This is a genomic window from Eubacterium barkeri (assembly GCF_900107125.1).
Taxonomy (GTDB): Bacteria; Bacillota; Clostridia; order Eubacteriales; family Eubacteriaceae; genus Eubacterium_O; species Eubacterium_O barkeri.
In genome coordinates, this window is sequence record NZ_FNOU01000012.1 from 12,951 (window position 1) to 39,185 (window position 26,235).

The following is a 26,235-nucleotide window of genomic DNA, read 5'->3' on the forward strand; positions in this document are numbered from 1 at the left end:
TTCAGTTTTATTTTTCTTGTGCCTTTACCGCTGCCACAATGTCTTTCGGCATAATGGGGGTATGGGTGAAACGTGTACCCAGGGCATCTTCAATGGCGGCAACGACCGCCGGAATCATGGGAATCAGGGCCGGTTCGCCCACACCCTTTGCACCGAAGGGTCCTGGTCCGCCTTCGCTTTCTACCAGGATTGAATGGATCTCTGGCACGTCCCGGTTGGACGGAATGATGTATTTCGACATGGACGGGTTCTTAATGGCACCATTTTTAGTATTGACTTCAATTTCCTCCATGAGGACGAAGCCCTGGCCCATGGTGACCCCCCCTTCGATCTGGCCCTCGACCATGGATCGGTTGATGGGAGTTCCCACATCGTGGGCGGAAACCACCTTAAGGACATCCACCTCCCCGGTTTCCGTATCCACTTCCACCTCAGCAATGGTCGTGGCATAGGAGTAAACCTCAAAGGGAATACCAGACATATTCTCTGGAGCCAGGCCCGTTGTGTTAGGGTTATAGGACCCTGCACCGACAGCCATCCGTCCAGCGGCTTTCATGGCTGCCATGAGCTCGCCATAGGTCATGCTTCGCTCTGGATCTGCAGTGATAAAAACGGTGTTGTCTCTGAAGCTCAGCTCCTCAGGGGCACAATCCAATTTTTCCGCTGCGGTTTTAGCCAGGGTTTCCTTGGCCTGGCGGCAAGCCAGAATAACGGCGTTTCCGGTGATAAGGGTTTGTCTGGAAGCTGACGTTGCCCCACCATCCGGGGTGACCATGGTATCTCCCCAGGTCACATGAATTTTTTCATAATCAAGTCCAAGCTCTTCAGCGGCGATCTGGGCCATGGCCGTCCCACTTCCCTGTCCGATATCCGCCGCACCAAACATCACGTTGGCGGAACCATCTCCGTGGATCTCCACGAAGGCAGCTGCAGGGTTGGGCAGGCCCGTATTCCCGATGCCGTACCACATACTGCCCACACCTTTACCGCGTTTTTTCATAACCCATCACCTCCACTGCTTTTTCTCTGGCTTTTTCCAGTGTTTCGATTAAGCCGACGCTGTTTTCCAGAACTTGTCCGGTGGCCAGCTTCGCTCCGACCTGATGCGCATTGAGAATCCGGATATCAATGGGGTCCATTCCCAGGGCCTTGGCCAATGCATTCATCTGTCCCTCATGACATACCGATGCCTGGGGAACACCAAATCCCCGGAAGGCACCGCTCATGGGATTATTGGTATAGACAAATTTAGCATCTACCCGTACATTGGGCACCACGTAGGGTCCCATGCAATGCACCGTTGCCCGGGTGATAACCGCCGGTCCGTAGGAGGCATAAGCCCCGGTATCCCCAAACATTTCAACCTGTACCGCCTGGAGTCGTCCATCCTTGGTCGCTCCGGTCTTACAATGCATGGTCATGGGGTGACGCTTGGATGAGACCGTCGTGGATTCCTCCCGGGAGCGAACCATCTTCACGGGCTTTTTGGTGTGGTAAGTCAGCAGGGCGCAATGGCACTGAACCGAAAGGTCCAGCTTCCCGCCAAATCCACCGCCAGTGGTGGCCTGGATAATCCGGACCTTACTGTTGGGCAGAGCCAGCATTCCAGCAACCTCTCCCCGGTCATAATGGGGATTCTGGGTCGACACCACAACGGTGAGCATTCCCTCATTGTCGTAATAGGATACGCCGGCATCGGGCTCGATGAACATATGGGTCAGACGATGGGTGGAATAGGTATCCTCCACAACGATATCACATTGTTTAAAGGCAGCATCCACATCCCCGTATTCCAAATGTTTGACCTGGTGAATATTGGTGTCGCCATGGATGGCCGGGGAGTCTTCTTCTAAGGCCCGCTCCATGGTGAAAATCCCTTCCAGCTCCTCGTATTCGATGGTGATGGCATCCAGGGCTTCCTGAACCAGGTCCGGGGTCTGGGCGGCCACTACGGCAATGGCATCGCCATACCGGCGGACCTTATCATCCACCAGGCAAGGCTCATCCTTTATAATAATGCCAAATCGATTCTTTCCTGGAATGGCGTGGTAGTCTAACACCGCTTCCACACCGTCAATGGCCCGGGCTTTGGAAAGGTCCAGGGATACAATTCTGGCATGGGGTACGGTACTTCGAAACACCCCAGCGTAGAGCATATCCGGGAAGGAATAATCCGCCGCAAATTTAGCGGTGCCCATCACTTTTTCCAGGGAATCAACCTTGACCTTGTTTTTTCCAAGTACTTGATAGTCCTTTCCCATCAGGCGCCCTCCTTCATCCTCAGTTCGCGCATCCGTTCCACGGCGTAGCGCACAGCAGCGTGAATTTTAATATAGCCCGTACAGCGGCACAAATTACCTGACATGGCCACCGTGATTTCTTCATCCGTGGGATCGGGGTTCTTATCCAGAAGGGCCTTGGCCGTCAGGATCATCCCCGGGGTACAATACCCGCACTGGACAGCCCCAGCTTCCAGAAAACATTGCTGCAGCAGGCTGGGCTTGCCATCCTCTGCCACCCCTTCCAGGGTAATGATGGTGGATTCGTCAGCCTGTCCAGCCAACATACAGCAGGTGGTTACCGGATCGCCATTGAAGATGACAGTGCAGGCCCCACATTCCCCTTCGGAGCAGCCCTCTTTCACGCTGGTCAGTCCAAAATCCTCCCGAAGAAGATCTAAAAGCCGTTTGTTGGGTTCAGTCACGATGCTCCGTGCCTCCCCATTGAGGTTAAGATTAATGGTGATTTTATTCATTGCATCCCCCTTCTAATTGATCCAGAATGTCCACAAAAAGCTTTTTAAAGACGCCCTGGACACTTTCTTTTTTATACAGCACAGAGGGACGGGCCCGGGCCATATCGTACACGGTGTCGTGGAGAATGGGAAGGGTGGCTTCCATGGTTTCCATGGTCAGGGGTGCCCCCACCAGCATTTCCTCGGCCTGTTTAAAATGGAGGGGATAACGGCCAATACAGCCACCCCGCATGGATGCCCAGGTACACACCCCAGCGTCATCCACCTTAACGGCCATACCGCCTCCGATGACGGAGATCGCCAGGGATTTCCGCTTGGCCAGTTTGTAGAAGGCACTGGCACTGTGGGCATCCGGGCGGTCGATGATGACCTCGGTCATGATCTCATCAGCTTCCAGAGCATTGCGCCGTTTGAAGCCCTCTCCATCGAAGAAATCCGTCAGCTTCATCTGCCGGGTGCCCCGGACGCTTTCCAGCACCACCGTGGCATCCAGTGTCGTCATGGCAGAGACCCCGTCCCCAGCCACGGAGGAGGTGGATAAATTCCCGCCGATGGTTCCCAGATTCCGGATTTGGGGGGAACCCACCTGGCTGGCGGCTTTATACAGAGCCCGGACATGGGAGCGGATAAAGGGATGGTTTTCAATTTGGGTAAAGGTCGACAGCGCACCGATATGAATGGTGTTTTCCTCTACCCGGATGTATTCCAGCTCTTTAAGCTTCTTAATATCGATCACCACATCCGGCTTTTCCCAGCGATCATTGATTTCAATGACCAAATCTGTCCCTCCTGCAATGATTGCCGGGGGAACATCCTTATACTGATGCAAAAGGCCTTTTGCTTCCTCTAAGGTTTTAGGGGCGAAAAATTCAAAGTCTTTCATCTATTGCCCTCCTGAAACTGAAACGCCGGTCATCTGCTCCCATACCTTAATGACCGCTGACATATCCTCCCGGCCCAGACCCATAGCCCGTCCGCCTTCGAAAATTTGGGTCGCCATGGCGGTCATTGGCAGGGGGACATTTCCCTCCTTACCAGCCTCCAGGGCCAGGCCTAAATCCTTATGCTGGAGATCCATGGCAAATCCCCCTGCAAAATCACCGCTCATGATGAATTTTTCCATCTTCGCTTCCATAGCATAGCTTCGGCCTGAGCTTTTCCCGATGATTTCCTGCATGGTTTCTGGTTTTAATCCACATTTCACCCCAAGGACCAGCGCTTCGGCCAGGCTGGCCATATTACAGCCGAGAAGCAAGTTGTTGACAATTTTCACCGCATCCCCTGCACCCGTATCCCCCACATGATAAATATCTTTACCAATAACAGAAAGGACGGGCTGTATTTTCTCAAAGACCGCTTCTGAGGCCCCCACCATAATGGTCAGGGTTCCAGCTTCGGCCCCCTTGGTTCCGCCGCTTACCGGGGCATCCACATAATCGATACCCTTTTCTGCAGCGACCTTGGCCATTTTCAAGGTGGAAGATGGGGACACGCTGCTCATATCCACAATGACCGTCCCGGCTTTACAAGCCGAAAGGACTCCCCCAGGCCCATTCATGACGGTTTCTACAATCCCGGCATTGGGCAAAGAGGTAAAAATAATATCCGAAGCAGCAGCAACCTTCTGATTATTTTCACAGGCTTGGGCCCCCTGGGCCACCACGGCAGCCACATTGGCTTCCATCAGATCGAAAGCATACACCGTAACCCCCTCTTTGAGGAGGTTGATTGCCATGGGTTTTCCCATGGCCCCTAACCCGATAAATCCAATTTTAATTGATTTTTCCATTGTTCCACTCCATCTCTATACTTCATTGGGGTGCCACGCCATGGCGGTGCCCCCAACATCGGCAAAGACCGCTGCCACATTCCCCATTCGGGCCTGGCGTACCGCTTCTGCCTCTATCTGTTTAAGACTCTTTTTCCGAACCCCATCACTGAGAACGCCCACCTGGGTAACAACCTGAAGTTCTGCAATATCGCTTTCTCGCTTAATATCTCCAGCCCTGGCGGTAATCACCCCATCACATGCCACATAGGAAGTATTAGCCAGATGTGTTGCACAGGCATCGGCAATCATACAACGCTTTGAAAAAACAGTGACGGCATTGGCAATCCCCCGGGTGAAGCTCCGTCCGCCTAATCCACTGGTACACACTCCACCGATGCCATCCTCCTCTGTGAGGGTAATGGTTTGGGTGATCTGCCCTGCGGCCAAATCCGGAAGGATTCCCATGCGGATACTGGCACCCCGGCGCAGCCGAAGGGCAATATCCCCGCCATTGTTAACAATCACCGTGTCCACATCCTCCTTGAACAGCTGATCCGCCACACAGTCCGCCACCGTTCCCGCCACTGTCGCCATTGGGGTTAAGGTCGGTTCACCCACCCGGCGAACGGTTTCGACCATCTCCAGAGGCAGGCCACGCAGGCCCTTGCCATGAATCTCCGCCGGATAGCGGCATAATTGATCCCGGACTTCTGCGATTTCTTCCAAAATCCCGGGAATGGCCTGGGCGTGGGCAGCACACAGAGAAGGCTGTGCTACCCCATTTTTCATGGCCGACAGAACCATGGATACTGGCCCGTAATCCACGTAGACCCTGCCATCGGTCAGCACCCGGAAGAAGTCCTTATTTGTACTCGGACACATCTTTGATCTGATCCATATGGCCACCCATGGCTTCGTAATCCGCTACCGTCATGGTGTATTCCACCGGCGCCACCGTTGCCGGTGTGGGCACCCAGGTAAAGGCCTTATTCACCACCTTTTGAGTATCCACCATGAAGTTAATTCCGCCGCCAGGATAAACGAAGGCGGGAGCTCCCCCAATGGTTAATACCGCTTTTTGTTCATGGACGGCTTCAGTAATCTTCACCGGATGGGTACACACCCCACCCCGGGCGCTGCCGCCGGTTCCCCCGGTGTATAAAATCGAGGTCATGGAACGTTGGCAATTATCCTGAATGGCTAAGGCCACACCAAGGGCGGCTTCCGTCATGGGAATTTCGTCAAAACTGCCATCGGCCTTCAGCTCAAACAAAGCGTAAATCTCACCGGTGGTGTTCACCACCATCACCTGCATACCTGCTTTAGCAATGCTCATATCTGCGCCCTTGATGGCGTCCCGGGGCGTTTCCAGGGAGGTTCCGCCAATGCCGCTGCCATGACCGCCAAAGTAACGGCCTCTGGAGCTTTTGGTGGCATTGGGGATAATCCCGCTCCAGGTCATTCCCACGGCTTCACCCGCCAAATGCTCAGAGCACAAGCCGATGACATGGTGGTCGATCACGATACATTCATCCACCGCATCCTTCATTCGCTTGGCAAAGAGTCCCACGGTGGCACTACCGCAGCCAATGCGCATGATGCTTTCTTCAACACCATCGATGACCGGTGCCACACCGGCTTTAAGCTTCAGCACGATCTTTTTGTTGACCTTTAGCTCGACCTCTTCCCCGTTGGCCAGCTCTACAATGGTCCGGGCCGTGGCAAAGCCATTATCTCCAGTGAGTCTATTGGCACCGCCAATGGCAATCATCTTCGAGCCATATTCTTCGGTGTTGACCATCCCCACAACCTTGCCGTCACGGTATACCGGGTCCCCTTCTTCCCCAATATAAGTGTTGGTATCCAGCTTAATCACCAGTCCACTGTAGCTCAGAGGAGCTTCAGTAACCACCGTCACCACATCCACGCCATCCCGGCATTCACTGACAATATGGGGGGCTGGCTTGGAACAGGGGTAGTTGGTTCCGGCTCCCACGGCTGTAATGATGGGCTTTTTGATATTGTCCGCTGCTTCCTTTTGTTCTAAGGCTTCAACCACCAGCTCCCGATCCCTTACCAGCTTTCCGCCAACATTGCGATAACGCGTACAGGCCCCGGTTTCCCCCAGGGGGACCTTACATTGAATGGGACAGGAGCTGCAGGTAATCACAGATTCTAAGGGTGCGTCATTTTCGATGGCACCAAATTTACATACCCGTTTGCAAATACCACATTCCACACATTTTTCCGTAATTTCTACAATTGCCCCTTTGTCCTTTTTTTCATAATACACCGCATGAACCGGACATTCTTTGACACACATCCGACACTTCTTACACTTTTCTTCATCAATTTTAAACATCCTCTAGATCTCCTTCATCGAATAATCGGTGCCTCTCCGCCACTGATTCTCCTTTCCAAATACTTAATCCTATTATATTGAACTCTTCACTTTATTCCCAATATTAAATATTTAGAAAATTTCCATTGCATCATATCTTTTCGATATGACTTGTTTTCATTTGTAGATACCGATAGGGATAGCATTTTATATTGCTCTATGCTAAAATGAAATTAAATCGATATGGTTGTTCATCTTAAAACTAGGAGGTTTGATCGTCATGACATTAAAACAGCTTGAATATTTTTTAGCGATTGCTGAAACGGAGAACATTACAAAGGCTGCCATCAATCTGAACATCAGCCAACCCCCCCTTAGCCAATCCCTAAAAGCACTGGAAGAGGAATTTGACATTGAGCTGTTTAAGCGCGAAAAAAAACGAATGATCATTACCGAAAAGGGGTTACTCCTCCAGGAGCGCGCCAAAGAAATTCTCAGCCTTATCAATGAAACCATCGCAGACCTCCAGGCTGAGGAGGCGCAAAAACAGGAAATCATTCGCATTGGCACCATTACCTCGGCCTGTAACCAGCTGCTCCCCCAGCGAATTAAAGAATTTTTAGAAATTGAACCCAATGTTCATTTTGATATAGTGGAAGGAAGCACGGCTTCCATTTGTGCCCTCCTCTCCATTGGTTCTGTTGACCTGGGAATCGTCCGGGAGCCCTTTAACCTCCATGATTTTCATTCGATCCTCCTGGAAAACGATGGTCTGAGCAACCCCCATTTTGATTCCTTTGTCACCATGGCCAAGCCGTCCTTTTACAAGGATTTAGAGTCACCCAGTATCGATTTAGCCGAACTTAAAAATACGCCTTTAATCGTTCACCACCGCTACCGGGAGCTCATTACCAATAATTGTCGGCAGAAGGGCTTTATTCCAAAGTTCTTCTGTCTGAATAACGATTTGTCCTCTTCGCTCAGCTGGGCGGAGCAGGGCTTGGGTGTTGCCATTGTACCCTACACCTCTTCCCTACTTAAAAATGATTCAGACATGGTGGTCAAGACCATCACCAGCCCCACTATTTCCTCCTGTGCCTATATCATCTGGAATGCAGACAGCCCTTTGTCCCTCACCCTGTTAAACTTTATCCAGTTTTTCAATAACCAAAGCCTGCCTCTGCAGTAGGGGGTGGGATCCGAGGGCATTAAGAATTCTTCTCAAAGAATTTTTAATGCCCCATGCAAAAATGCCTTGGAGGCCTTGGTCACCGTGGTGTACAAGCGAAGACCCACTGCGGAAATGGCCACCAGCTCTGTTTTTTCAACAGGCTTTTGGGCCTTTTGCATTTCCACACAGTCCCCTACTGCACTGACTTCAAAATCCCCATCCAGGGTTTTAACAAAGCCCTTAAACCGATAGGTATCGGGGATAACTGCCTTTAAGAAATCATTGAAAGCCTTGTAATCCATGGAATGCACAGCCTCCAGGTTCAAGGTCACCGGGCGGCTCTCTGGGGTGTTGGTGGTTTCCTTGGCATCCCGGCAACTGGCTTTAACGCCCAAGACCGCTTTGTAATCAAACTGACAATAGGTGGTCACAAAAACCTGGGCACCGGGATTGATTGCCATCACCCGGGCAACCACCCCGTCCCGGGTGTCCGCATCCATTCGATCCGCCTTATTAACAAGGACAATATCGGAATACTCCACCTGCCGGGTCAAAGCCGGTAGTATCTTTGACATTTTCAAGTAGGTTTCCCCATCGATAACGCAAAGAGCACTTTGATAATGAAAGGCATCTCCGGTTTTCCCACGAATCCCCTCCAGAATCGTCCCGATGTTGGAAGGGTCTGCCAGCCCCGATGCTTCGATGAACAGCATGTCAATATCGCACTGGGACATGGCGATGAGACTATCTACAAATTTATCCTTCACACAGGCACAAAAGATGGAGCCGTTGGAAACCTCGGCCATGGCCATACCCTCGGTTTCCACTAACCGGTAGTCAACATTGATCTTCCCGAAATCATTGACGATAACTCCAATCCTTTGACGCTGAAAAGACGACATCAACTCTTTGAGCAACGTCGTCTTTCCGGCGCCTAAAAAACCTGTCAATAAACAGATATTCGTTTTTCGATGCGCAATGTCACACTGGCAGGTGACACCTTTATAAGAGGGCTTCAATTTCCTGGCTTAATTCTTCATTATCGGGAATAATGGAAACGTGCTTAATTTCGCCATTAATGACCATGGTGGGCAGGTTGGTGATGCCCATCTTCTGGCATCGAACCATATTTTCTTTAACCGTATATTTGTACTCAATAATATCGATTTGATCGCCGTATTTTTCCTTGGCACGGGTTGCCGCAGCCATCATATAGGTACAGGCTGCACACTGTACGGAGTCCAGGGTGAAAACTTCGATAAAGGGGCGTTCAAGATGATCATAATCCGGTATTTCAACTTCAATATCGCTTAAATCCATCCCTTCATAACCGACGATCATTTCCCGGGCCTGTTCGGTGCTTTTAACGGCTTGGGCACAGGCGATGGTGTTTTCCAGGGGCACATCGTAGGGCATATCACAACCAGGACTGACAATCATATTGCGTTTGTCCTCAATGGAATCCAGAAGATCAATGACGCATTTCCGGTTGTCATTGGGTTCGCCGTGGAGCATGACCACGGTCAAGGGGATATTCCCGCTAATGGCAATATTGTATTGATCGGATACCGATTTCCCATATTTGAAATCCACATTTTCATCGACGGCAATGCTGTCCGGGTTAGTCTTGCACATGACATCCAGCTGAGGTGTCGCATTCCCGCACACGAAGAAAGAGGAGAAGCGGTCCCGGCTGCGGATATAATCAAAGACGGCGGTGAAGGATTCTGCCAACATGGCATCAAAGGATTCCGGTGCAATTTGGCTGACCAGGGGATCCACCACCGCGATGATATCCATCCCGGCTTCAATGTACATTTCACTCATTTTAATGGCCACTTCCGCGCAGAAGCCAACCAGTTCCCGGACATAATCCTCATCCATGAGCATATCGGTAAAGATTTCACTGCCCCGAAGATGGGATGCCAGGGTGAAGGGGCCGCAAATCAAGCCATAGAGGGCGATATCCTCCCCAACAGAAGCCTTAAGCTTGGTCATAGCTTCCAGCATAACAGGAATTCGTCCCGATTCCCGGGTAGGGATTTTGCACCGGCACGGAATGCCTTTTTTATCCCCTTCGTAGGGATGGGTTTCCACGGAAGGCGGGTTATCCCGGGCCCAGAGCAGCTCGCAGCCAAGAATTTCGGCTTCCAGCTGAAGGTCGAACATAATGGGCATACCGTCAGGGCCATAAACCTTGGCCACTTCCATTAAAGATTCATATAATTTCTGGCCATCCTTTAAAATCTCTTCGGCCGTGTATCCTCCAAGCTTTCCAGAATGGATGCCTGAAAAGGGAACCCATGGCACCCGTTCTGTTGGTTCGTGGCGCATTGTTTTAAAAATCAACTCTTTACTCATGTTTTTGTTCCTCCTCATGGATTGGATTTTAATTTTCATTCAGGCGGGGCCACTCTATAAATGACTCCGCCTCAAGGACCTTTAGCAATGGAGGCTTCTTTCCAGAAGCCTCCATTTATTTTGATTTCTCCCAAAATTTCTATTCAGTATTCCTAAATTACTCCTGAATTTCGTAGAAACGATCTGTGGCCCGATCCAGAGTTTCATAGAACTCCTTGGAATCGGCTTCGTCTTGTTTGGTACACAGGCTAACCACTACCATGGTAACCGTGGCACCAATGAGACCAATGGCTCCATACCATACATCTCCGATATTCCACACAAAGTACGTCATCAGAACCAATACGGTTCCAACAATGGTCGATACAACGGCAGCCTGCTTTGTGGCTTTTTTCCAATAAAGGCCAAAGACCAGAATTGGGAACAGCGGCATGACGATGGCAATGGAGAACATAATGAGTGTAAAGATCAGCTCTGGCGGATTCAGTGCGATCACCAGGGAGCCCAGGCCAAGCACCGCGATAATAACACGATTGACCAGCATTTCCTTGTTCTTAGGCACATCGATATGGAAGGTGTTCTTAATTAAATCAGAAGCCACAATACCGGAAGCAACACTTAAGAAGGCATTGGCCGTGGACAGACCGACCGCCGTCGCCCCGACGAAGAAGCCAATCATCATTAAGACCGCCAGGGTGGGATTAAAGGCATTCACAAAGTTATTAATCATATAGGGGATAATTAATTCGGATTCTGAAGTTGCCATATCACTGACTAAGGCTAAGCCAATCAGGCCAATTAACATCGTTCCGGTCCACACCAAACCCTGAAGGGCCGGTGTCATGTAGGAAAGCTTTCTTTGAGCCTTTAAGTTGTCCCCATAATAGCCTGAACGAACAAATACATGGGGGAGCATAATGGTCCATCCAATGGCACAGGAGAAGGGGTAGCCAAATCGTGACGCATAGGACACCCACCCGCTGGGCCCTGGATAGGAGAAGAAGGACTGAGTATTCTCCCAGAGGCTTTCCACCGCCAGGGTCAGAGATCCGCCAAAACCAACGATGAGGCAGGCAATGACAATGAACCACAGTAAGGCGATAAAAACGAGCCCCTGAATGGTATCCGCCGTCGCCGCTGACTTCACCCCGCCAATACAAACAAAGATGGTCATGATCAAGCCCACGACGATAACCGCCGTCTGATAGGGGATAGCACCACCAGTAGCGTAATCCGCCGCCTGGGCAATGGCCACCAGTACCGAAGAAATATACGGGAAAGAAGCTGCCAGGAAGACAATACCAAGAATAGTGCGGAGGGCAGGACTCTTAAACCGTTCGAAATAGAAATCTGCAGGTGTGACAAAGGTATTTCCCTTTTCCTGATTAACCATCCACACCTTGTTCATTGTAAAGTGAGCAATAATTGGGAAGAGCGCGATATAGCTCATTTCTGAAATCCAGTATCCCAATCCCCCACGATAGTAGGCCCCTGGTCCAGCGAAGAAAACCCAGGTACTCATCAGTGAGGCAATATAGGTCATGACCAAAATAGGCCAGGCGACACTGGCTGTTAATAAATTCTCCCCAGCCGCTTGTTTCTTTTCTTTCTGAGTAACATAGAATGCTACCCCCAGCAGGAAGCACATATAGATGCCAAATGCAACCCAGATTGTCATTGAACTTAGCATTTTTCATCCCCTTTATTCTTTTTCTCTTGATCCTTCAGGCGATATACCTTATAGACCTTGTGCATCCCGACATAAACGGCAATCCACAGGGGTATAACGGTCAGGGCCGCATGGACCAGTGTTGGGACAGCTTCACCGTAAGGTGGCACTCCCGGAAGATTGTACAGCACGAACAAAGCCGTAACGACAATCAACCAAATCTTTTCAGTTTTTGTGACTCTCATGGTTTTTCCTTTCGCAGCAAAACAGTTGCGGTGCATTCATCATATTAGCCCCTTTTCTCAGACATCGCTTCCACACGTCGTTAAAACAAAGGAATTGCTGAGTTTAGCCCAGGCAAACTCGAAGGAAGCCTGTAGCCAGAAAATTAGAGAGGGATTCTTCCGTTTTAAAACCTAGCCTTTGAAAGGGGGCTCATATGATGAATGCACGTTTTTTCAGTAATAAGCGTTACCAGACAGAAATCTCCCTTCTGTCTGGTATCCCGCCCAATCCATTGGATGAATCAGGCAGGATATATCACTCATCGCCATTGAAGAGTGCAGAATCCGCGCTACTTAAATAGCCGAATCAATGGGAAATGTATACAAATCGCTTGAAACTGTTATGGCCGTTTCGCGCCAGATTCACTTAAATTCAGTATTATTCCTTGACAAGAGCAGCATGGGCAGCCTTTAAAACGGCTTCCACAGCAGCTGCCTTATCTGCTTCCAGGGTATAGGTGCTGTCGGCATCCATAATGGTATGGAATTTTTCCAGAGCCTTATCTTCCAGGGTCTTACAGCCTTCGGCTTCCCAGTGAACCACGCCATCACGGTTAAACATATCCGGGCGATGGGGCTCCATAAAGTGACGGCCGGTGTGGGGGCTCATCAGGAAACTAAAGGACGGGTCTTTATCCAAAGCTTCAAAGATTTCGTCGGCATCAATGGTTTCGACATCCACATCCAGACCCCGGCGAATTCGCTGGGCAATCCCGAAAATTTCATTATCAATAATCAACTGGACAGGACTGATGGTCTTGGCTGTTTCCAGTTGACCAGCACCACCGAGAACCGATGCCGCAGACATTGCCATGGCATCTGTAAGGCTCGTCCGTTCAATAAAGTTCTGGGCATCCATGCACAGGCTATCGGTACCTGTACCATAGGAGTGGGCACGAACATTATAGCCATTTTCAAAGAGTTCCATGGCAATCAATCGTGCGATGGTAATTTCTGTATTGGACTGAAGGGTATAGGTGGTCATCATATCCATGGAGAACAGCAATGGTGTTGCGATAACCGGAAGGCCCGGGCACAGCAGTTCAAGCATGATGATCATGGCCAGGACTTCAGCACAAGCCATAAAGGCTGTTCCCTGGGCCGTTACGGGTGTGTTGGCACCAGCAGTGGGCAGCGAGCAGGGCTGAACCGGTACGCCAGCCTTGGCACAGCGATACAGGATTTCTGCATCCATGTGCTTATAGGTCAGGCAGGGCACACTACAGGCAATAAAGCTGACAATGGGTTTTTTCTGAAGGTTCTCAAGGCCTCCCACTGCGGCAGCCGCCATATCAATCAAGTACTGCACATTATCTGCTTCGTAGGGTTGAATCCAAATGTGTTTTGCGGAAAGCTTAAGGGCTTTTTCCAACGTATAGACATCGACTGCATCCCCAGGTACATATTCACCGGAAGTACTGGGTAGGGTAACGAAGTCCAGATTTTCCATGGCATTGGTGAGTTTGTACCATTCTTCAACCTCTTCCAAGGTCGTATAGTGAGTATCTCCCTGGATCGTGCGGTAATTGGGGGCCCCGGTGTTGGTGCGGGTATAAAAACGACCATCGGCACTTGGGAAGTCCAAGTCACGCTCTCCGCCCGGAGAGTACAGCGTGAATTTTTCAGGCACCGCCGCCAGGGCTTTGTCGATGAGTTCCTTGGTGAATTTAACTTCTTTTGCATCCTTATCCACCACACAGCCCACCGCTGCCAAATCATCCAGCATTTCTTCATGGTCCAGGATGACGCCACGCTCAATGAGCAGACGTTCGATTTCTCCCTTTAAATAGGACAATTCCTGATCATTCATCACATTGTATTTTACTCGACCTAACATATCTCCACTTTTATCCTTTCGCTTTTAAACTATGGGGTTTCTGACTTATTATGCGTTTGTAACGTATGCTTTGGACCAGGCAGCCGCACCCGCAGCATCTGCCGCAAAGCCATCAGCACCGATTTTATCGGCCCAGCCCTGGGTAACCGGTGCACCACCGATTAAGACCTTGACCTGGTCTCGGACGCCTGCTTCTTCAAAGGCTTTAATGACATGGGCTTGTTCATTCATGGTGGTGGTCAGCAGAGCGGACAACCCAACAACATCCGGCTGATGTTCTTTGATGGCTTCGATGAACTGTTCTGCAGCAACATTGGCACCAAGGTCAATAACATTGAGATTGGCGCTGCGCATCATCAGAACCACCAATTTTTTACCGATATCATGCAAGTCACCTTTAACGGTACCAACCACTGCTGTCCCAACGGTGGTTGGGCCTTCACTGGCGAGCATAGGTTTGATCACTTCAACACCTTCATTCATGGCCTTTGCAGCCATCAGAACGTTGGGGACAAAGATCTTTCCCGCCCCAAATTGTTCACCGATTTCGTTGATTCCAACCATTAATCCATCATTTAAGATGCTGGATGCTTCAATTTTCTCGGAGACGGCTGCCTCAACCTTTGCAACGGTATCCGCTACATTTCCTGCAATAACCGCTTGACTAATTTCTTGTAATAGTGCCATACTATCCTCCTACTAAATATCTTTGATTTTTTTATTAAAAGACCTAAGGGTCCTTTCAATCTGTATTATCTTTAAAGGTTAAAACCTTTTCGACACAATCCGCAGCATTATCTGCAAAATCTGCCCCAATCTCTGCGGCAAAGGCCTTGGTAATCGGTGCGCCGCCCACTAAAATCTTAACCGGCCAATCGAAGGGATAGGCGTTAATTTCCTGAACGATTTCCCGCATGCTGATCATCGCAGTGGTCAACATGGCCGATAGGCTAACGTATTGGGCTTTGTTCTCAATAATCGCTTCGATGAATTCCCGCCCTGAAATGTTGGTTCCCAAATCAACCACAGTGAACCCCACACTTTCCAACATGATGGACACCAGGCTCTTTCCAATAGAATGGATATCGCCCTGAACGGTCCCAATGATAATGGTTTCAGCAGTAATCATCTTTTCCTGGCTTTGACTCAAATAGGGTCTGAGCACATCAATCCCTGCCTGCATGGCCCGGGTAGACATTAATACCTGGGGGATGAAGCTTTTTTTGCTTCTCAGTAATACGCCACAGTGATCCATAGCGGGAATCATTGCCTTTTCCAGAATTTCCATGGGTGGAACACCCGCATCCAGGAATTCCCGGCATATTTCCACTGTACAGACCTCATCACCATCGATGATCTTCCGAAATACCTTTTTCATTGGTAACATTTATATCCTCCTAACCTACCAATTCACTTGATTTTCACGAGATCCTTATAACTGTTTAACCAACTAACATTATTATACTGAGGACCCTGGCATGATTCTATGAATTGCAACATGAATATTTGTATTTTTCCCCCACAGTTTCATCCTGATTCACAGAGGGAAAATCGGTTTCTCTTTTTTTTGGACAAAAACACTATTTTTTGTAAAAAACATCACTATATTTTCCTTTATACCACGATTAATCATACTTTTACAACTTTCGCACATCCTTTTTTTACTTTTTTAAAAATTTTCATGATTCTCATTGACAAATTCCTCTGCTATAATGAATAATAAAAGCAACTCACGTTGATATAAATAGGATTTCATCCTTAAAAATGCATCAAAAGGAATGCTGTCCCTCTACTTTACAGGATAACCTGTCGGTGAGCAATCAGAATTGCCTTTCCTTAATTGATGTACTGGCTGCCTAACCAACAGGATCACTCAATGAAAATATAAATAAAAGAGAGAAAATGATGAATGAAATTCTAGAGAAATTACAGGAAATCGTCAATGATTTTTGTATCTGCACAGGTGTACCGGTTACGATTTATAAAAACTCTGGGGAAATTCTAGCCAGCTACCGGACAGAACTCAAGTTTTGTAGTATTTTTAGTGAACATCAAGGACAGCTCAATAAAAAATGCACGGATAGTATGAATTTTTCCGCCCAGATTGCCCGCAGCCTGGGTGAGCCTTATATCTTCGCCTGCCCCTCAGACCTGATCAATATTGCGATTCCCGTACTGATCGATAAAAAGCACCAGGCCAGCGTTATCGTCGGTCCACTGGTAATGGGAAACCTCAATGATACTCTGGTGGATCGGGTCTTTAACCTCTATCCCGAAGCACAGACCCTACTCCCCAAAATTTCCCTTGCCATTTCAAAACTCATGATATATAATCCCAATCATATCCAAAGCCTTTCCACGCTGTTGTTCAACAGCATTCTTGGTTTCTGCCGCAATTGGCAGGATTACGAGCACCTGAACACCCGTCACCAAAGCCAACTGTATATTGGTGATCAAATCGAAAAGTATAAGCATAAGAATACCTTCGGACCCGAGGATAACTCTACCCTGAACTCTCTGGAGCGCAAGCTCATCCGCTATATTGAGGAGCGGGATCAGGAGAAATCCACTGAAGTTCTGAAGGCTTATTATGACGAAATCTTTATTATCGAGGGTGGCAATTACGATAATATCAAAGGTCGGATCTTCGAATTATTCGGGACCCTCTCCCAAAAGGCCATTGATAGTGGTGCTTCAGTCCAAAAAATTTTCAGTTCTGATTTTAACCATATCTTTGCCATGAGCCAAATTCAAACGACATCCGAACTCTTTAGCTGGATTAATGATATTGTGGCTCACTTTATCGACCATGTTTACAGCACTCTGATCCTTGGACAATCGGACCTTATTAAAGCCGCCCTTTTATACATTGGAGATGCCTACAGTGAGAAAATCACCCTTAACGATTTAGCCCACCATCTGCATATCAGCAGCAATTATATTTCCCAGCTCTTCAAACGGGAGGTCGGTGTAAATTTTACGGGATACCTCAACAATATCCGTATCCAAAAAAGCCTGACCTATTTAGAGCACGAAGATCTAAGCATCGCCGATATCGCCGTCCAAGTGGGATTTGGCGATCAGAGCTACTACACCAAGGTTTTTAAAAAACTCTTAGGCGAAACACCCAAACAATATCGAAAACGCCTTACGGCACAAGAATAATTTGGAGGTTATCATGGTTGAATACATCAAAACTAAGTTTATTTATGATAAAGAAAAAATCTTTCGCCAGCTGCACCTCAAGGAAAACGAGAATGTGACCAATTACACCCACCAGGTCTTTCCCTCGCTCATCCAGCTGGCCATGCACCATCTCGAAATCACTACCTGCTACAGTGTTCAGCACAATCACTTTCGGGGTATCCTCCCCGGGGTTGAAAATTGTCAATACATTGTGCTTTGTTGTTGCTCCTGTTCCCAGAAAATCGACGATCTGATTGAACGGATGCTCAAGGAAGAAGACTTTCTCGATGGGTTTTTGCTCAACCACATCTCAAACGAAATTCTCTTCAATGCCTCCAACCAAATGAATACCCAGCTGGAATACAGTCTTTTGGAAAAAGATATCCATCTCACCCGAAAACAATCGCCTGGAAGCTGCGGCATTGATCTTGAAGCCCAGGCTGTTCTCCTGAATGCCCTTAAGCAGGAAACGGATCTCGATATCACACTAACGTCCAATTTTATGTTAGCCCCTGAAAAATCCATGCTTTACTATTACGGTGCCGATTCCACCATCGAAACCCATTCAACTAAGCATGACTGTAACAGCTGTGATTCAACGGACTGTCCCTACCGGGATGTGGATTTTTAAAAGAAAGGCACCCGATGTTTAAGCTAAATTTCATCAACCAAAAAACCAATATTACTATAGCGGGGGGGCTGCTCTCAGAAGCCTGCTCCTCAGCAGGTTTCCCCCTGGACCTGGTTTGCGGCGGAAAGGGCACCTGTGGAAAATGCCAGGTTACCATCGAAGCAAACAGACATAAACGGGAGGTCTTGGCCTGCCAATTGATGGTGGAAGAGGATTTAACCGTCTATTTGGAAGATTCCCAGTATCTAGATCAGGCTTCCCTCTTAACCGGACACCACAGCGATGCCACCCTTCCCTTTGATCCAGCCCTGAGAAAAACCCACCACCCCCTTTCGGCTCTCACCCCAGAAAGCTACAGCGCATTTCTAAGGGATACCAGCCTGACTCTGCGCCGAAAGTTTTCCCACATGGTCAACCAAAAGAATGTATCCGGTATAACGGTGGTCCGCCACCAGGGCCTTCCGATCGACATCCAGCCTGGAGATACCACGGACCAGCTTTATGGTGGGGCCATTGATATTGGGACCACCAGTGTGGTGCTTTATGTCTACGATCTTATTGACGGCAGCCTGCTCTACACCGAATCGTCCTTGAATAAGCAGATTACCTTTGGGGGCGATGTCATCGCCCGGATTCTGTTCTGCCAGGAGCGGGAATCTGCCCTGGAGGACCAGTGCCAGGCCATCGCCGATACCATCAATGAACTGCTTCGTCGCTGTGAAGGGGATCATCCCGGGCTGCTCAAGGACCTTTATCACCTGGTTCTCTGCGGTAACAGCACCATGGCCCATTTATTCTTTGCCATGGACCCCCAGGCCCTCGGACGCTTTCCCTATGCCAATATCACAGAGGATGCCATCCACACCCACAACCATGCCTGTGGCCTCAACCTGCCGGATGCTGCTGTGATCGATTTTCTTCCCCTTCTGGGGGGCTTTGTCGGAGCTGACACCACATCCGTCCTCCTCACCCTTCCCCAGGATGACCGAAAATATCTCATGGTCGATTTAGGCACCAATGGTGAAATTGCCCTTGGCAACGCCCTCACCGGCTTTCAAACCGCTTCCACTGCTTGTGGGCCTGCCTTGGAGGGGGCGAATATCGAATGCGGTATGCGGGCAAGCGCAGGTGCCATCGAAGGCATTACCTTGGAAAAGGGGGAAATCTGCTGTCAGGTCATCGGCGACGGTGCCCCCATCGGTCTGTGTGGCTCTGCCATCGTCGATGCCGTAGCGGTTCTGCGCAGCCTGGGGATCATTGACCCCAGTGGCTATCTCCTCACCCCCGAGGAATATCTGACACGCCATCCCGGCAGTCCCCTGGCCGCCCATTTGGCCGTTTTGGATACTCCGGATCAGGATGTGGTCTTTTACTTCTCCCGGGGGGACAAGCCCGTCTACCTCTCCCAGGGAGATGTCCGCCAGATTCAGCTGGCGAAAAGCTCCATTTACTCGGGCTGTATGACCCTCCTAAAGGAATGTGGCCTTACCCTCTCCGATGTGGATGCCCTGGTGTTAGCCGGGGCCTTCGGCAATTTTATCAACATCGAAAACGCCCTGGCCATCGGCCTTTTGCCCCCCGTTCCCAGGGATAAAATCCTGGCCATCGGCAATGGTGCCGGCCACGGGGTCCAGCGCTGTCTCTTAAACCAGGAGGAGCTCACCCGGGCAACCCAGATCCAAGCCTGCACCGAACAGATCAATCTGGCGGATACCCCGGAATTTATGGAAGCTTATATTATGAATATGAATTTTAATTAAAGTTCCTGCAAAAAAAGACAAGGCCCCCCCAATGGGACGACCTTGTCGATTTTCTTTTATTTCCATTCCCCGGGACAATGATCCACAGGCCATTGACAAACCTCTGCCCCATGGCTACAATACAAATCAGGGAGTATTCCCACTATTTTATAAAAGAGGAGCATTGCTTTTTGAAAACCAATCACACCTTGGATCTTGTGGCAAACCGGGAGGTTTGCACACATTAATCCTGCACAACCTCCATAAGACTCTACAAAATCTTTAGGAGGAAAACATGAACACAATCAAAAAACAGTCCATTCATTTACAACATTATGGTTTAGACGACCGCATCCGCACCTTGGCACACACCTTTGAGGAAAATCCCATTATCGCCCGGGTCATTACCCAGGAAAAGAGCCTGTACCGGGTGGTCTGTGACTCCGGGGAATTACTGGCCGAGGTGTCTGGCAAGCTGCGCTATGGGGCTGCTATGCCCTCGGACTTTCCCGGTGTAGGGGACTTCGTCCTTTTGGACCGGGACAACGATGCTGGCGGCCACGCCATTATCCACCAGGTCCTTCCCCGAAAGAGCCTTTTCATAAGGCGGGCGGCGGGCAAGGCCCTGGCTGGCCAGGTGGTGGCCGCGAATATCGACACCGTTTTTATTTGTATGTCCTTAAATCAGAATTTTAATATACATCGACTGGAGCGCTACCTGGCACTGGCCTATGAAAGCGGTGCCCAGCCAGTGGTGGTACTGACCAAAGCCGATTTGTGCCATACCTTAAACCAACGCCTGGCTGAGGTCTACGCCGTTGCCATTGGTACGGGGGTTTTAGTCACCTCCGCTTTATCCAGGGAGGGCTTTGACGCTCTGGAATCCCTCCTGATTCCCGGCCATACCGCCGCCTTCCTCGGTTCTTCCGGAACCGGGAAGTCGACCTTAATTAATGCTCTTCTGGGAGAAGGACGCCTTGCAACCGGAGGTCTCCGGGATGATGATCAGGGGCGGCACACCACCACCCACCGGGAGCTGATACGCCTACCTGGGGGCAGTCTGGTTATCGATACCCCGGGGATGCGGGAGCTGGGCATGTGGAACGTCTCCACAGGCTTTGAAAAAAGCTTTGAGGATATCGAAGCCTTAACCCAGAACTGCCATTTTCGAAATTGCACCCATACCACAGAACCTGGCTGCGCAGTCTTAGCCGCCATTGCCCAAGGGACTTTATCCCCGGACCGTTTTAGGTCCTACGGGAAACTGGTTGCTGAAGCGGCCTACGGCGATGATCCCGATACCTATTTGGCCAAGAAGGAGAAGAAGTTTAAAGCCATCGCTAAGGCCAATCGCTCGAAGAAAAAGCATTAATTTATGAGGCTGTCCCTCAAATATTTTGCGGTGATGGTCTCCCCCTGGGCGGCCATCACCGCCGGGGCCCCGGTGAACACCACCTGTCCCCCGGCGGTACCGCCATCCGGTCCGATATCAATGAGATAATCGGCCTGTTTCATTACATCCAGGTTATGCTCGATGACGATAACCGTATTTCCCTTGACCACGAAGCCATCCAATAACCCCATAATTTTGCGCACATCCTTGGCGTGAAGTCCGGTGGTGGGTTCATCTAAAATGTAAATATTCCCTTTTTTATCCAGATTTTTAGCCAACTTTAAGCGCTGGCGCTCTCCACCTGAAAGGGTGGAGAGGGGCTGTCCCAGGGACAGGTATCCCAGACCAACCGCCGCCATAGCGTTCAAATGCTTGGTGATTTTTCCACTTTCCTGAAAAAAATCCTGGGCCTCCTCCACTGTCATTGACAGAATATCCACAATATTTTTTCCCCGATAGCTCTGGGACAGGGCTTCATCGCTATAGCGTTTGCCCTCGCAGGCCTCACACACCGTGGTCACCGGGTCCATAAACACCAGCTCCGTCACCACGATGCCCTTTCCCTTACACACCGGACAGGCCCCTTTACTATTAAAGGAAAAAAAGGATGCCGGCTGGCCCGATGCCTTGGCCAGCTGCTTTCGAATCTCATCAAAAAAGCCCAGATAGGTGGCGGGGGTCGATCGCCCTGTTGCGGTTATGGGGGATTGATCCACTAAGACCACCCGGTCCCGGTAGGTCCTGGCGAAAATTTCCCGGATGAGGGTGCTCTTTCCCGAACCGGCCACTCCAGTTACTACAGTGAGCACATCCAGGGGAATATCCACAGATACGTCCTTTAAATTATGACGGCTGGCGTGACGAATGGGCAGAAATTCCCGGGGGACACGGGGATGGGCTTTCAAGGGAATCCGCGCCTCCATGGCCTTCCCTGTGATTGTCCCGGAGGTTAAAAGAGCCCCATAGCTTCCCTGAAAGAGGATCTGGCCGCCCCCGCGCCCTGCCAGGGGCCCCACATCGATGATCTCATCGGCTATGCGGATAACATCCTTATCGTGCTCCACCACCAGCACCGTGTTGCCCTTGTCCCGAAGACTTTTTAAGAGCCGTGTCATTCGGTACACGTCCCGGGGGTGCATCCCGGTGCTGGGCTCGTCGAAGATATAGATCATCCCCGTGAGGGCACTGCCCATGTAGCGCACCAGCTTTAAGCGCTGGGCTTCTCCCCCGGAAAGGGAGAGGGATTCCCGGTTCATACTCAGGTAGGGCAAGCCGATATCAATCATCCGGGTGAGGGTCGCCACCATGCCTTCAATGATGGTTACAGCCCTGGGATCGGTCACGGAGGACAGTACCTTCCGAAGGGTGGTGAATTCCAGCTCTCCCATTTCGGCAATGGTATAGCCTGCAATCCGGGCAGACAGCGCAGCTTCGTTCAGACGCTTTCCATGACAACGGGGACAGTCCTCCTCTGCAATCAGCTCGGACATCCGGTTTTTAATGGTCTCACTGGCCGTAGAACGATCCCGGTTAAGAAGCAGTCGGGTGAGGTGGCTGTGGATGCCCTCCACTTTTTGATGGAGCGGTGGGCCATCCGGGGTGTCTTTTCCATAAAGCATCCGGCAACGCTCCACCTCGGTATAGTCCTTCCATTTTTTATCCAGGTCGAAGAGACCGGATTTCGCATACTGCTTCCAATAATAATTTCCAGGATTGAAGAGAGAGAGGTCCACCATTCCTGTATTCCAGCTTTCCTCAGGTTTAAAGGTGGCCGATAGATCCAGGGTCATTACCTTCCCCAGTCCTGAGCACTCCGGGCACATCCCGCTGGGGTCGTTGAAGGAAAAACAGGAGGCACTCCCCACCTGGGGCTCTCCAATACGGGAGTACAGTACCCGCAGGGCGGAGTACAAATCGGTGATGGTCCCCACCGTAGACCGGGCGTTCCCACCCATCCGGCTCTGATCAATGACCACCGAGGGAGATAGATTCTCAATTCTGTCTACCCTGGGCTTTTCATATTTGGGAAGCCGCCCCCGAATGAAGGCCGGGTAGGTTTCGTTCATTTGACGCTTACTCTCTGCCGCAATGGTATCAAAGACGATGCTGGATTTTCCCGAGCCCGATACCCCCGTAAAAACGACGATTTTTCCCCTGGGTATTTCCAGGGAAATATTTTTTAGGTTATTCTGCTGAAGTCCTTTGATGATGATTTTTTCTGGATGTGCCATTTACTTCCTCCTTGTGCAATACATAAAATTGATTTTAACCCATCGGGTTCCGGATTTTCCGATGGGTCTTGGGGATTTGTACGGTACATCATTAAGCATAATCATTGGAATTTTTAATGTAAACACAAAAATTAAAAACGTTTTAGACTCTTCCCATTATTTTTCCAGCAATGCCATAGCGGTTTCCTCATTGGTAAATAAAACATTGACCAGCTTAAGAGAAAGTGCTGCGTGGATGATATCCCTCTTTTTTACCCCTTCTGCAATACCGATGCTGGTTCGGGCATTACTGCTGGCATCAAAGATATTGGCCCGGATAAGTTTTTTTGTGGCTCCAATGGCAATGGGTCTGCCTTCTACATCAAAATATTGTAGTCCAATATCCCCCATAACCCGGCGGCTGCGCAGCTCTTCAATTTCTTCTGCTGTAAAAATTTCGTATTGGGGCATGGTTGAGGATTCGAAGGTGCCCATCCCCAACAATAGGATATCAGCGTGTTCGGCCTCACACAAAAGCTGACGGGTCTGGGGATTGGCCATCAGGGTTTCGAATTCTTCCTCCGAGCTGCAAACCGCAGGGGCATGGATGACCTCTGCCACGGCACCCAGGGTTTTAGCCAGACGGATACTGCTCAGATTGGGCAGGAAATCCAATGAGTTTCCAAAACTCCCTGCCAGGGGCAAGATCTTTACCCTTGGAAAACTCAGTGATTCGGTGGCTGAAATCAGCCGGGTGACCCCAGTTCCCCACCCCACTCCCACCACATCCTCAGGTCGAAGTTCAGATATGAAATAATTGGCTGCGGCTAAAGCTAAATCATCTTTCATGGGTGAATCGTTTTTTATGACGCCCACATGCTTAACACGATACTTCTGCATCAAGCTGTTTTCCAAAGCGGTGTTTTCCGTAAAGGGAACCAGTACCTCGATTTTCACGATACCGGCTTCCTCTGCCCGGGTCAGTAACTTGGAGACCCAGGGACGGGAGATTCCCAACTTTTTGGCAATTTCATTTTGGGACATTTTTTCTTTATAGTACAACGTTGCAATGAGAACCATTTTATTAAACATTGATTCCGTCGAATCGTTTTTTTTCGCCATTTCTTGTCCTTCTTTCATTTAGGCACATTTGTTACTAGATTATACGTGATTATTAACGAAAATGTCAAGAATAATTGAATTTTCAAAAAAATATTGACACACATATGTTCCCGTTGTATGATGACTATAACGTACGTTACTGTAAGGCACATATGTGTCTTATCAATTGCGAGATCATTGAAAGGGGTAATGATGATGAAACAATTAGAGTGTGTATTAGGGGTCGATATGGGAACCGGGGGAGCCCGGGTTGGAATTTTTGATTTAAAGGGGAATCCTATTGTTTTTTGTGAGGAGCCTTATGCTCTTTACACCCCCGCCTCGGGACTAGCGGAACAAGATCCCAATGAATGGTGGGATGCCATCTGTAAGGCATCTAAAGCCGCCATTGCAGAAAGTGGCATTGATCCGGCTTACATCCGGGGGATGAGCGTGGATACCACTTGCTGTACAGTGCTTTTATCTAAAGACGATATGGTCCCGCTCCGGCCTGCCATTATGTGGATGGATATCCGTGCGGCCAAACAAGCCAAACGGATGTACGAAACCGGTCACGATGCTCTGAAATACAATGGCTACGGCATGGTTTCCGCAGAATGTCTGCCTGCCAAAGCCCTTTGGCTCAAGGAAAATGAACCAGAGGTGTACAATACAGCCACACGTTTCTATGAATGTACGGATTGGCTCATTCACCGCCTCACCGGGGAATATACCGCCAGCATCAACTGTGCATCCTGTCGTTGGTACTACAACGCAGAAGAAGGGGGCTATCCCGTCGATTTCTATAACACCATCGGCCTGGAGGATTTGGTGGAAAAACTGCCATCCCGAGTCATGGCCATGGGGGACCTCGTCGGCGGCCTGACACCAGAAGCCGCAGAGGCCATGGGGCTGGTCCCTGGGATTCCGGTGGGTGAAGGCGGTGCCGATGCCTTTGTCGGTGTCATTGGACTCAATGCTGTCCAGCCGGGTAAACTCACCTTAATCACCGGCTCCTCCCACCTGCACATTGCGCAGTTTAAGGAAGCCATCCACAGTAAGGGCATTTGGGGTTCCTATCCCGATGCCATCGTCAATGGGCTTCAGATGGTCGAGGGAGGACAGACGTCCACCGGTTCCATCGTCAACTGGGTGAAAGAACAGCTTTGCGGCAATTACAAGGCCCAGGCGGCTGAGGAAGGTGTGAGCGTCTATGACATCCTGAATCGGGAGGCAGAAAAGCTGCCCATTGGCTCCGATGGTATCATTGCTCTGGATTTCTTCCAGGGGAATCGGACACCCTATGTGGATGCGGATATCCGGGGAATGTTCTATGGCCTGTCCTTAGGTCACACCCCGGCCCATATGTATCGGGCCATCATTGAAAGCATCTGCTACGGTACCGAAGTCATTATGGATTCCTTCAAGGAAGCAGGCTTCGTCCCCGAGGGCATCGTCATTTCAGGTGGGGCCGTTAAGAGTCCCTTCTGGCTCCAAACCCATGCGGATGTATCCAATGTGCCCATTATCGTTCCAAAGGTAACGGAAGGGCCCTGTCTGGGTTCTGCTATCCTGGGCGCTGTGGCTGGGGGCATCTATCCGGATATCCAGACGGCTGCTGAATCCATGACCACGGTGGACTACATCGTTGAACCCAGTCAGGAGCGCCACGATGCCTATACCTTCTACTATGAAAAGTACAAGGAATTTTATCCCCTGGCCAAGGACTGGATGCACGCAGTGACCACCCATTAGGGGTCACCCATTCAAATCATGAGGAGTTCAT

Annotated in this window: 22 protein-coding genes; 6 read left to right on the forward strand and 16 right to left on the reverse strand. The window is 49.8% G+C overall.

Annotation, left to right across the window (positions count from 1 at the left end; translation table 11 throughout):
- Window positions 1-7: 7 nt before the first annotated feature.
- From ndhM to hnr, 7 genes are read right to left on the reverse strand one after another with little or no spacing between them, the layout of a single operon-like run.
- Window positions 8-1,000, reverse strand: a complete 993-nt coding sequence (gene ndhM, locus BLU30_RS14630; protein ID WP_278286245.1) for a nicotinate dehydrogenase medium molybdopterin subunit NdhM — start codon at window positions 998-1,000, stop codon at window positions 8-10.
- A complete protein-coding gene (gene ndhL, locus BLU30_RS14635) occupies window positions 984-2,261 on the reverse strand; it encodes a nicotinate dehydrogenase large molybdopterin subunit NdhL (protein WP_278286246.1) in 1,278 nt (425 codons plus the stop codon). The genes ndhM and ndhL overlap by 17 nt, the downstream gene beginning before the upstream one ends.
- Entirely contained in the window at window positions 2,261-2,755 is a 495-nt protein-coding gene (ndhS, locus tag BLU30_RS08100; protein WP_090245347.1) for a nicotinate dehydrogenase small FeS subunit NdhS, read from the reverse strand. Before ndhS ends, ndhL begins: the two co-directional genes overlap by 1 nt.
- Window positions 2,748-3,638, reverse strand: coding sequence for a nicotinate dehydrogenase FAD-subunit NdhF (gene ndhF, locus BLU30_RS08105; RefSeq protein WP_090245350.1), 891 nt, complete (start codon window positions 3,636-3,638; stop codon window positions 2,748-2,750). Before ndhF ends, ndhS begins: the two co-directional genes overlap by 8 nt.
- The gene (gene hgd, locus BLU30_RS08110; RefSeq protein ID WP_242873546.1) at window positions 3,639-4,544 is read right to left on the reverse strand and encodes a 2-(hydroxymethyl)glutarate dehydrogenase; all 906 of its coding nucleotides are present in this window, start codon (window positions 4,542-4,544) and stop codon (window positions 3,639-3,641) included. It lies immediately after the preceding gene.
- Window positions 4,545-4,559: 15 nt separating this feature from the next.
- Window positions 4,560-5,408 (reverse strand): FAD:protein FMN transferase, encoded by an 849-nt coding sequence (locus tag BLU30_RS08115; RefSeq protein WP_090245351.1) that lies wholly within the window; start codon window positions 5,406-5,408, stop codon window positions 4,560-4,562.
- Entirely contained in the window at window positions 5,389-6,888 is a 1,500-nt protein-coding gene (gene hnr, locus BLU30_RS08120; RefSeq protein WP_090245352.1) for a 6-hydroxynicotinate reductase, read from the reverse strand. Before hnr ends, BLU30_RS08115 begins: the two co-directional genes overlap by 20 nt.
- A 259-nt stretch (window positions 6,889-7,147) precedes the next feature.
- Between hnr and BLU30_RS08125 the strand changes: the two genes are divergently transcribed.
- Window positions 7,148-8,056, forward strand: coding sequence for a LysR family transcriptional regulator (locus BLU30_RS08125; RefSeq protein ID WP_090245354.1), 909 nt, complete (start codon window positions 7,148-7,150; stop codon window positions 8,054-8,056).
- A gap of 32 nt (window positions 8,057-8,088) precedes the next feature.
- Here the strand turns inward: BLU30_RS08125 and BLU30_RS08130 are convergent, their stop codons facing one another.
- The 7 genes from BLU30_RS08130 to BLU30_RS08160 form a co-directional block, all read right to left on the reverse strand.
- Window positions 8,089-9,057: a GTP-binding protein gene (locus BLU30_RS08130; RefSeq protein ID WP_090245356.1), complete on the reverse strand. Its 969-nt coding sequence runs from the start codon at window positions 9,055-9,057 to the stop codon at window positions 8,089-8,091.
- On the reverse strand, window positions 9,041-10,399 hold the full coding sequence (locus tag BLU30_RS08135) for a uroporphyrinogen decarboxylase family protein (protein WP_090245358.1): 1,359 nt from the start codon (window positions 10,397-10,399) through the stop codon (window positions 9,041-9,043). The genes BLU30_RS08130 and BLU30_RS08135 overlap by 17 nt, the downstream gene beginning before the upstream one ends.
- 157 nt (window positions 10,400-10,556) lie before the next feature.
- A complete protein-coding gene (locus BLU30_RS08140) occupies window positions 10,557-12,089 on the reverse strand; it encodes a sodium:solute symporter family protein (protein WP_090245359.1) in 1,533 nt (510 codons plus the stop codon).
- On the reverse strand, window positions 12,083-12,313 hold the full coding sequence (locus tag BLU30_RS08145; RefSeq protein ID WP_090245361.1) for a hypothetical protein: 231 nt from the start codon (window positions 12,311-12,313) through the stop codon (window positions 12,083-12,085). The genes BLU30_RS08140 and BLU30_RS08145 overlap by 7 nt, the downstream gene beginning before the upstream one ends.
- A gap of 418 nt (window positions 12,314-12,731) precedes the next feature.
- Window positions 12,732-14,189, reverse strand: coding sequence for a trimethylamine methyltransferase family protein (locus tag BLU30_RS08150; RefSeq protein ID WP_090245363.1), 1,458 nt, complete (start codon window positions 14,187-14,189; stop codon window positions 12,732-12,734).
- Window positions 14,190-14,237: 48 nt separating this feature from the next.
- Entirely contained in the window at window positions 14,238-14,876 is a 639-nt protein-coding gene (locus BLU30_RS08155; RefSeq protein ID WP_090245365.1) for a corrinoid protein, read from the reverse strand.
- A gap of 55 nt (window positions 14,877-14,931) precedes the next feature.
- A complete protein-coding gene (locus BLU30_RS08160) occupies window positions 14,932-15,576 on the reverse strand; it encodes a cobalamin-dependent protein (RefSeq protein WP_090245366.1) in 645 nt (214 codons plus the stop codon).
- Between the two features lie 515 nt (window positions 15,577-16,091).
- Between BLU30_RS08160 and BLU30_RS08170 the strand changes: the two genes are divergently transcribed.
- From BLU30_RS08170 to rsgA, 4 genes are all read left to right on the forward strand, one after another.
- Window positions 16,092-17,354, forward strand: a complete 1,263-nt coding sequence (locus tag BLU30_RS08170) for a helix-turn-helix domain-containing protein (protein WP_090245369.1) — start codon at window positions 16,092-16,094, stop codon at window positions 17,352-17,354.
- A gap of 13 nt (window positions 17,355-17,367) precedes the next feature.
- Entirely contained in the window at window positions 17,368-18,006 is a 639-nt protein-coding gene (locus BLU30_RS08175) for a hypothetical protein (RefSeq protein ID WP_090245371.1), read from the forward strand.
- A gap of 14 nt (window positions 18,007-18,020) precedes the next feature.
- Entirely contained in the window at window positions 18,021-19,766 is a 1,746-nt protein-coding gene (locus BLU30_RS08180) for an ASKHA domain-containing protein (protein ID WP_090245372.1), read from the forward strand.
- 274 nt (window positions 19,767-20,040) lie between these two features.
- The gene (gene rsgA, locus BLU30_RS08185) at window positions 20,041-21,117 is read left to right on the forward strand and encodes a ribosome small subunit-dependent GTPase A (protein ID WP_090245374.1); all 1,077 of its coding nucleotides are present in this window, start codon (window positions 20,041-20,043) and stop codon (window positions 21,115-21,117) included.
- Here the strand turns inward: rsgA and BLU30_RS08190 are convergent.
- Window positions 21,114-23,369, reverse strand: coding sequence for an ATP-binding cassette domain-containing protein (locus BLU30_RS08190; protein WP_090245375.1), 2,256 nt, complete (start codon window positions 23,367-23,369; stop codon window positions 21,114-21,116). The two genes, rsgA and BLU30_RS08190, sit on opposite strands and share 4 nt — an antisense overlap.
- A gap of 156 nt (window positions 23,370-23,525) precedes the next feature.
- Window positions 23,526-24,470, reverse strand: coding sequence for a sugar-binding transcriptional regulator (locus tag BLU30_RS08195; protein ID WP_090245377.1), 945 nt, complete (start codon window positions 24,468-24,470; stop codon window positions 23,526-23,528).
- A 192-nt stretch (window positions 24,471-24,662) separates the two neighbouring features.
- On the opposite strand from BLU30_RS08195, the gene BLU30_RS08200 reads away from it, so the two are divergent.
- Window positions 24,663-26,204: an FGGY-family carbohydrate kinase gene (locus tag BLU30_RS08200; RefSeq protein ID WP_242873548.1), complete on the forward strand. Its 1,542-nt coding sequence runs from the start codon at window positions 24,663-24,665 to the stop codon at window positions 26,202-26,204.
- Window positions 26,205-26,235 lie beyond the last annotated feature (31 nt).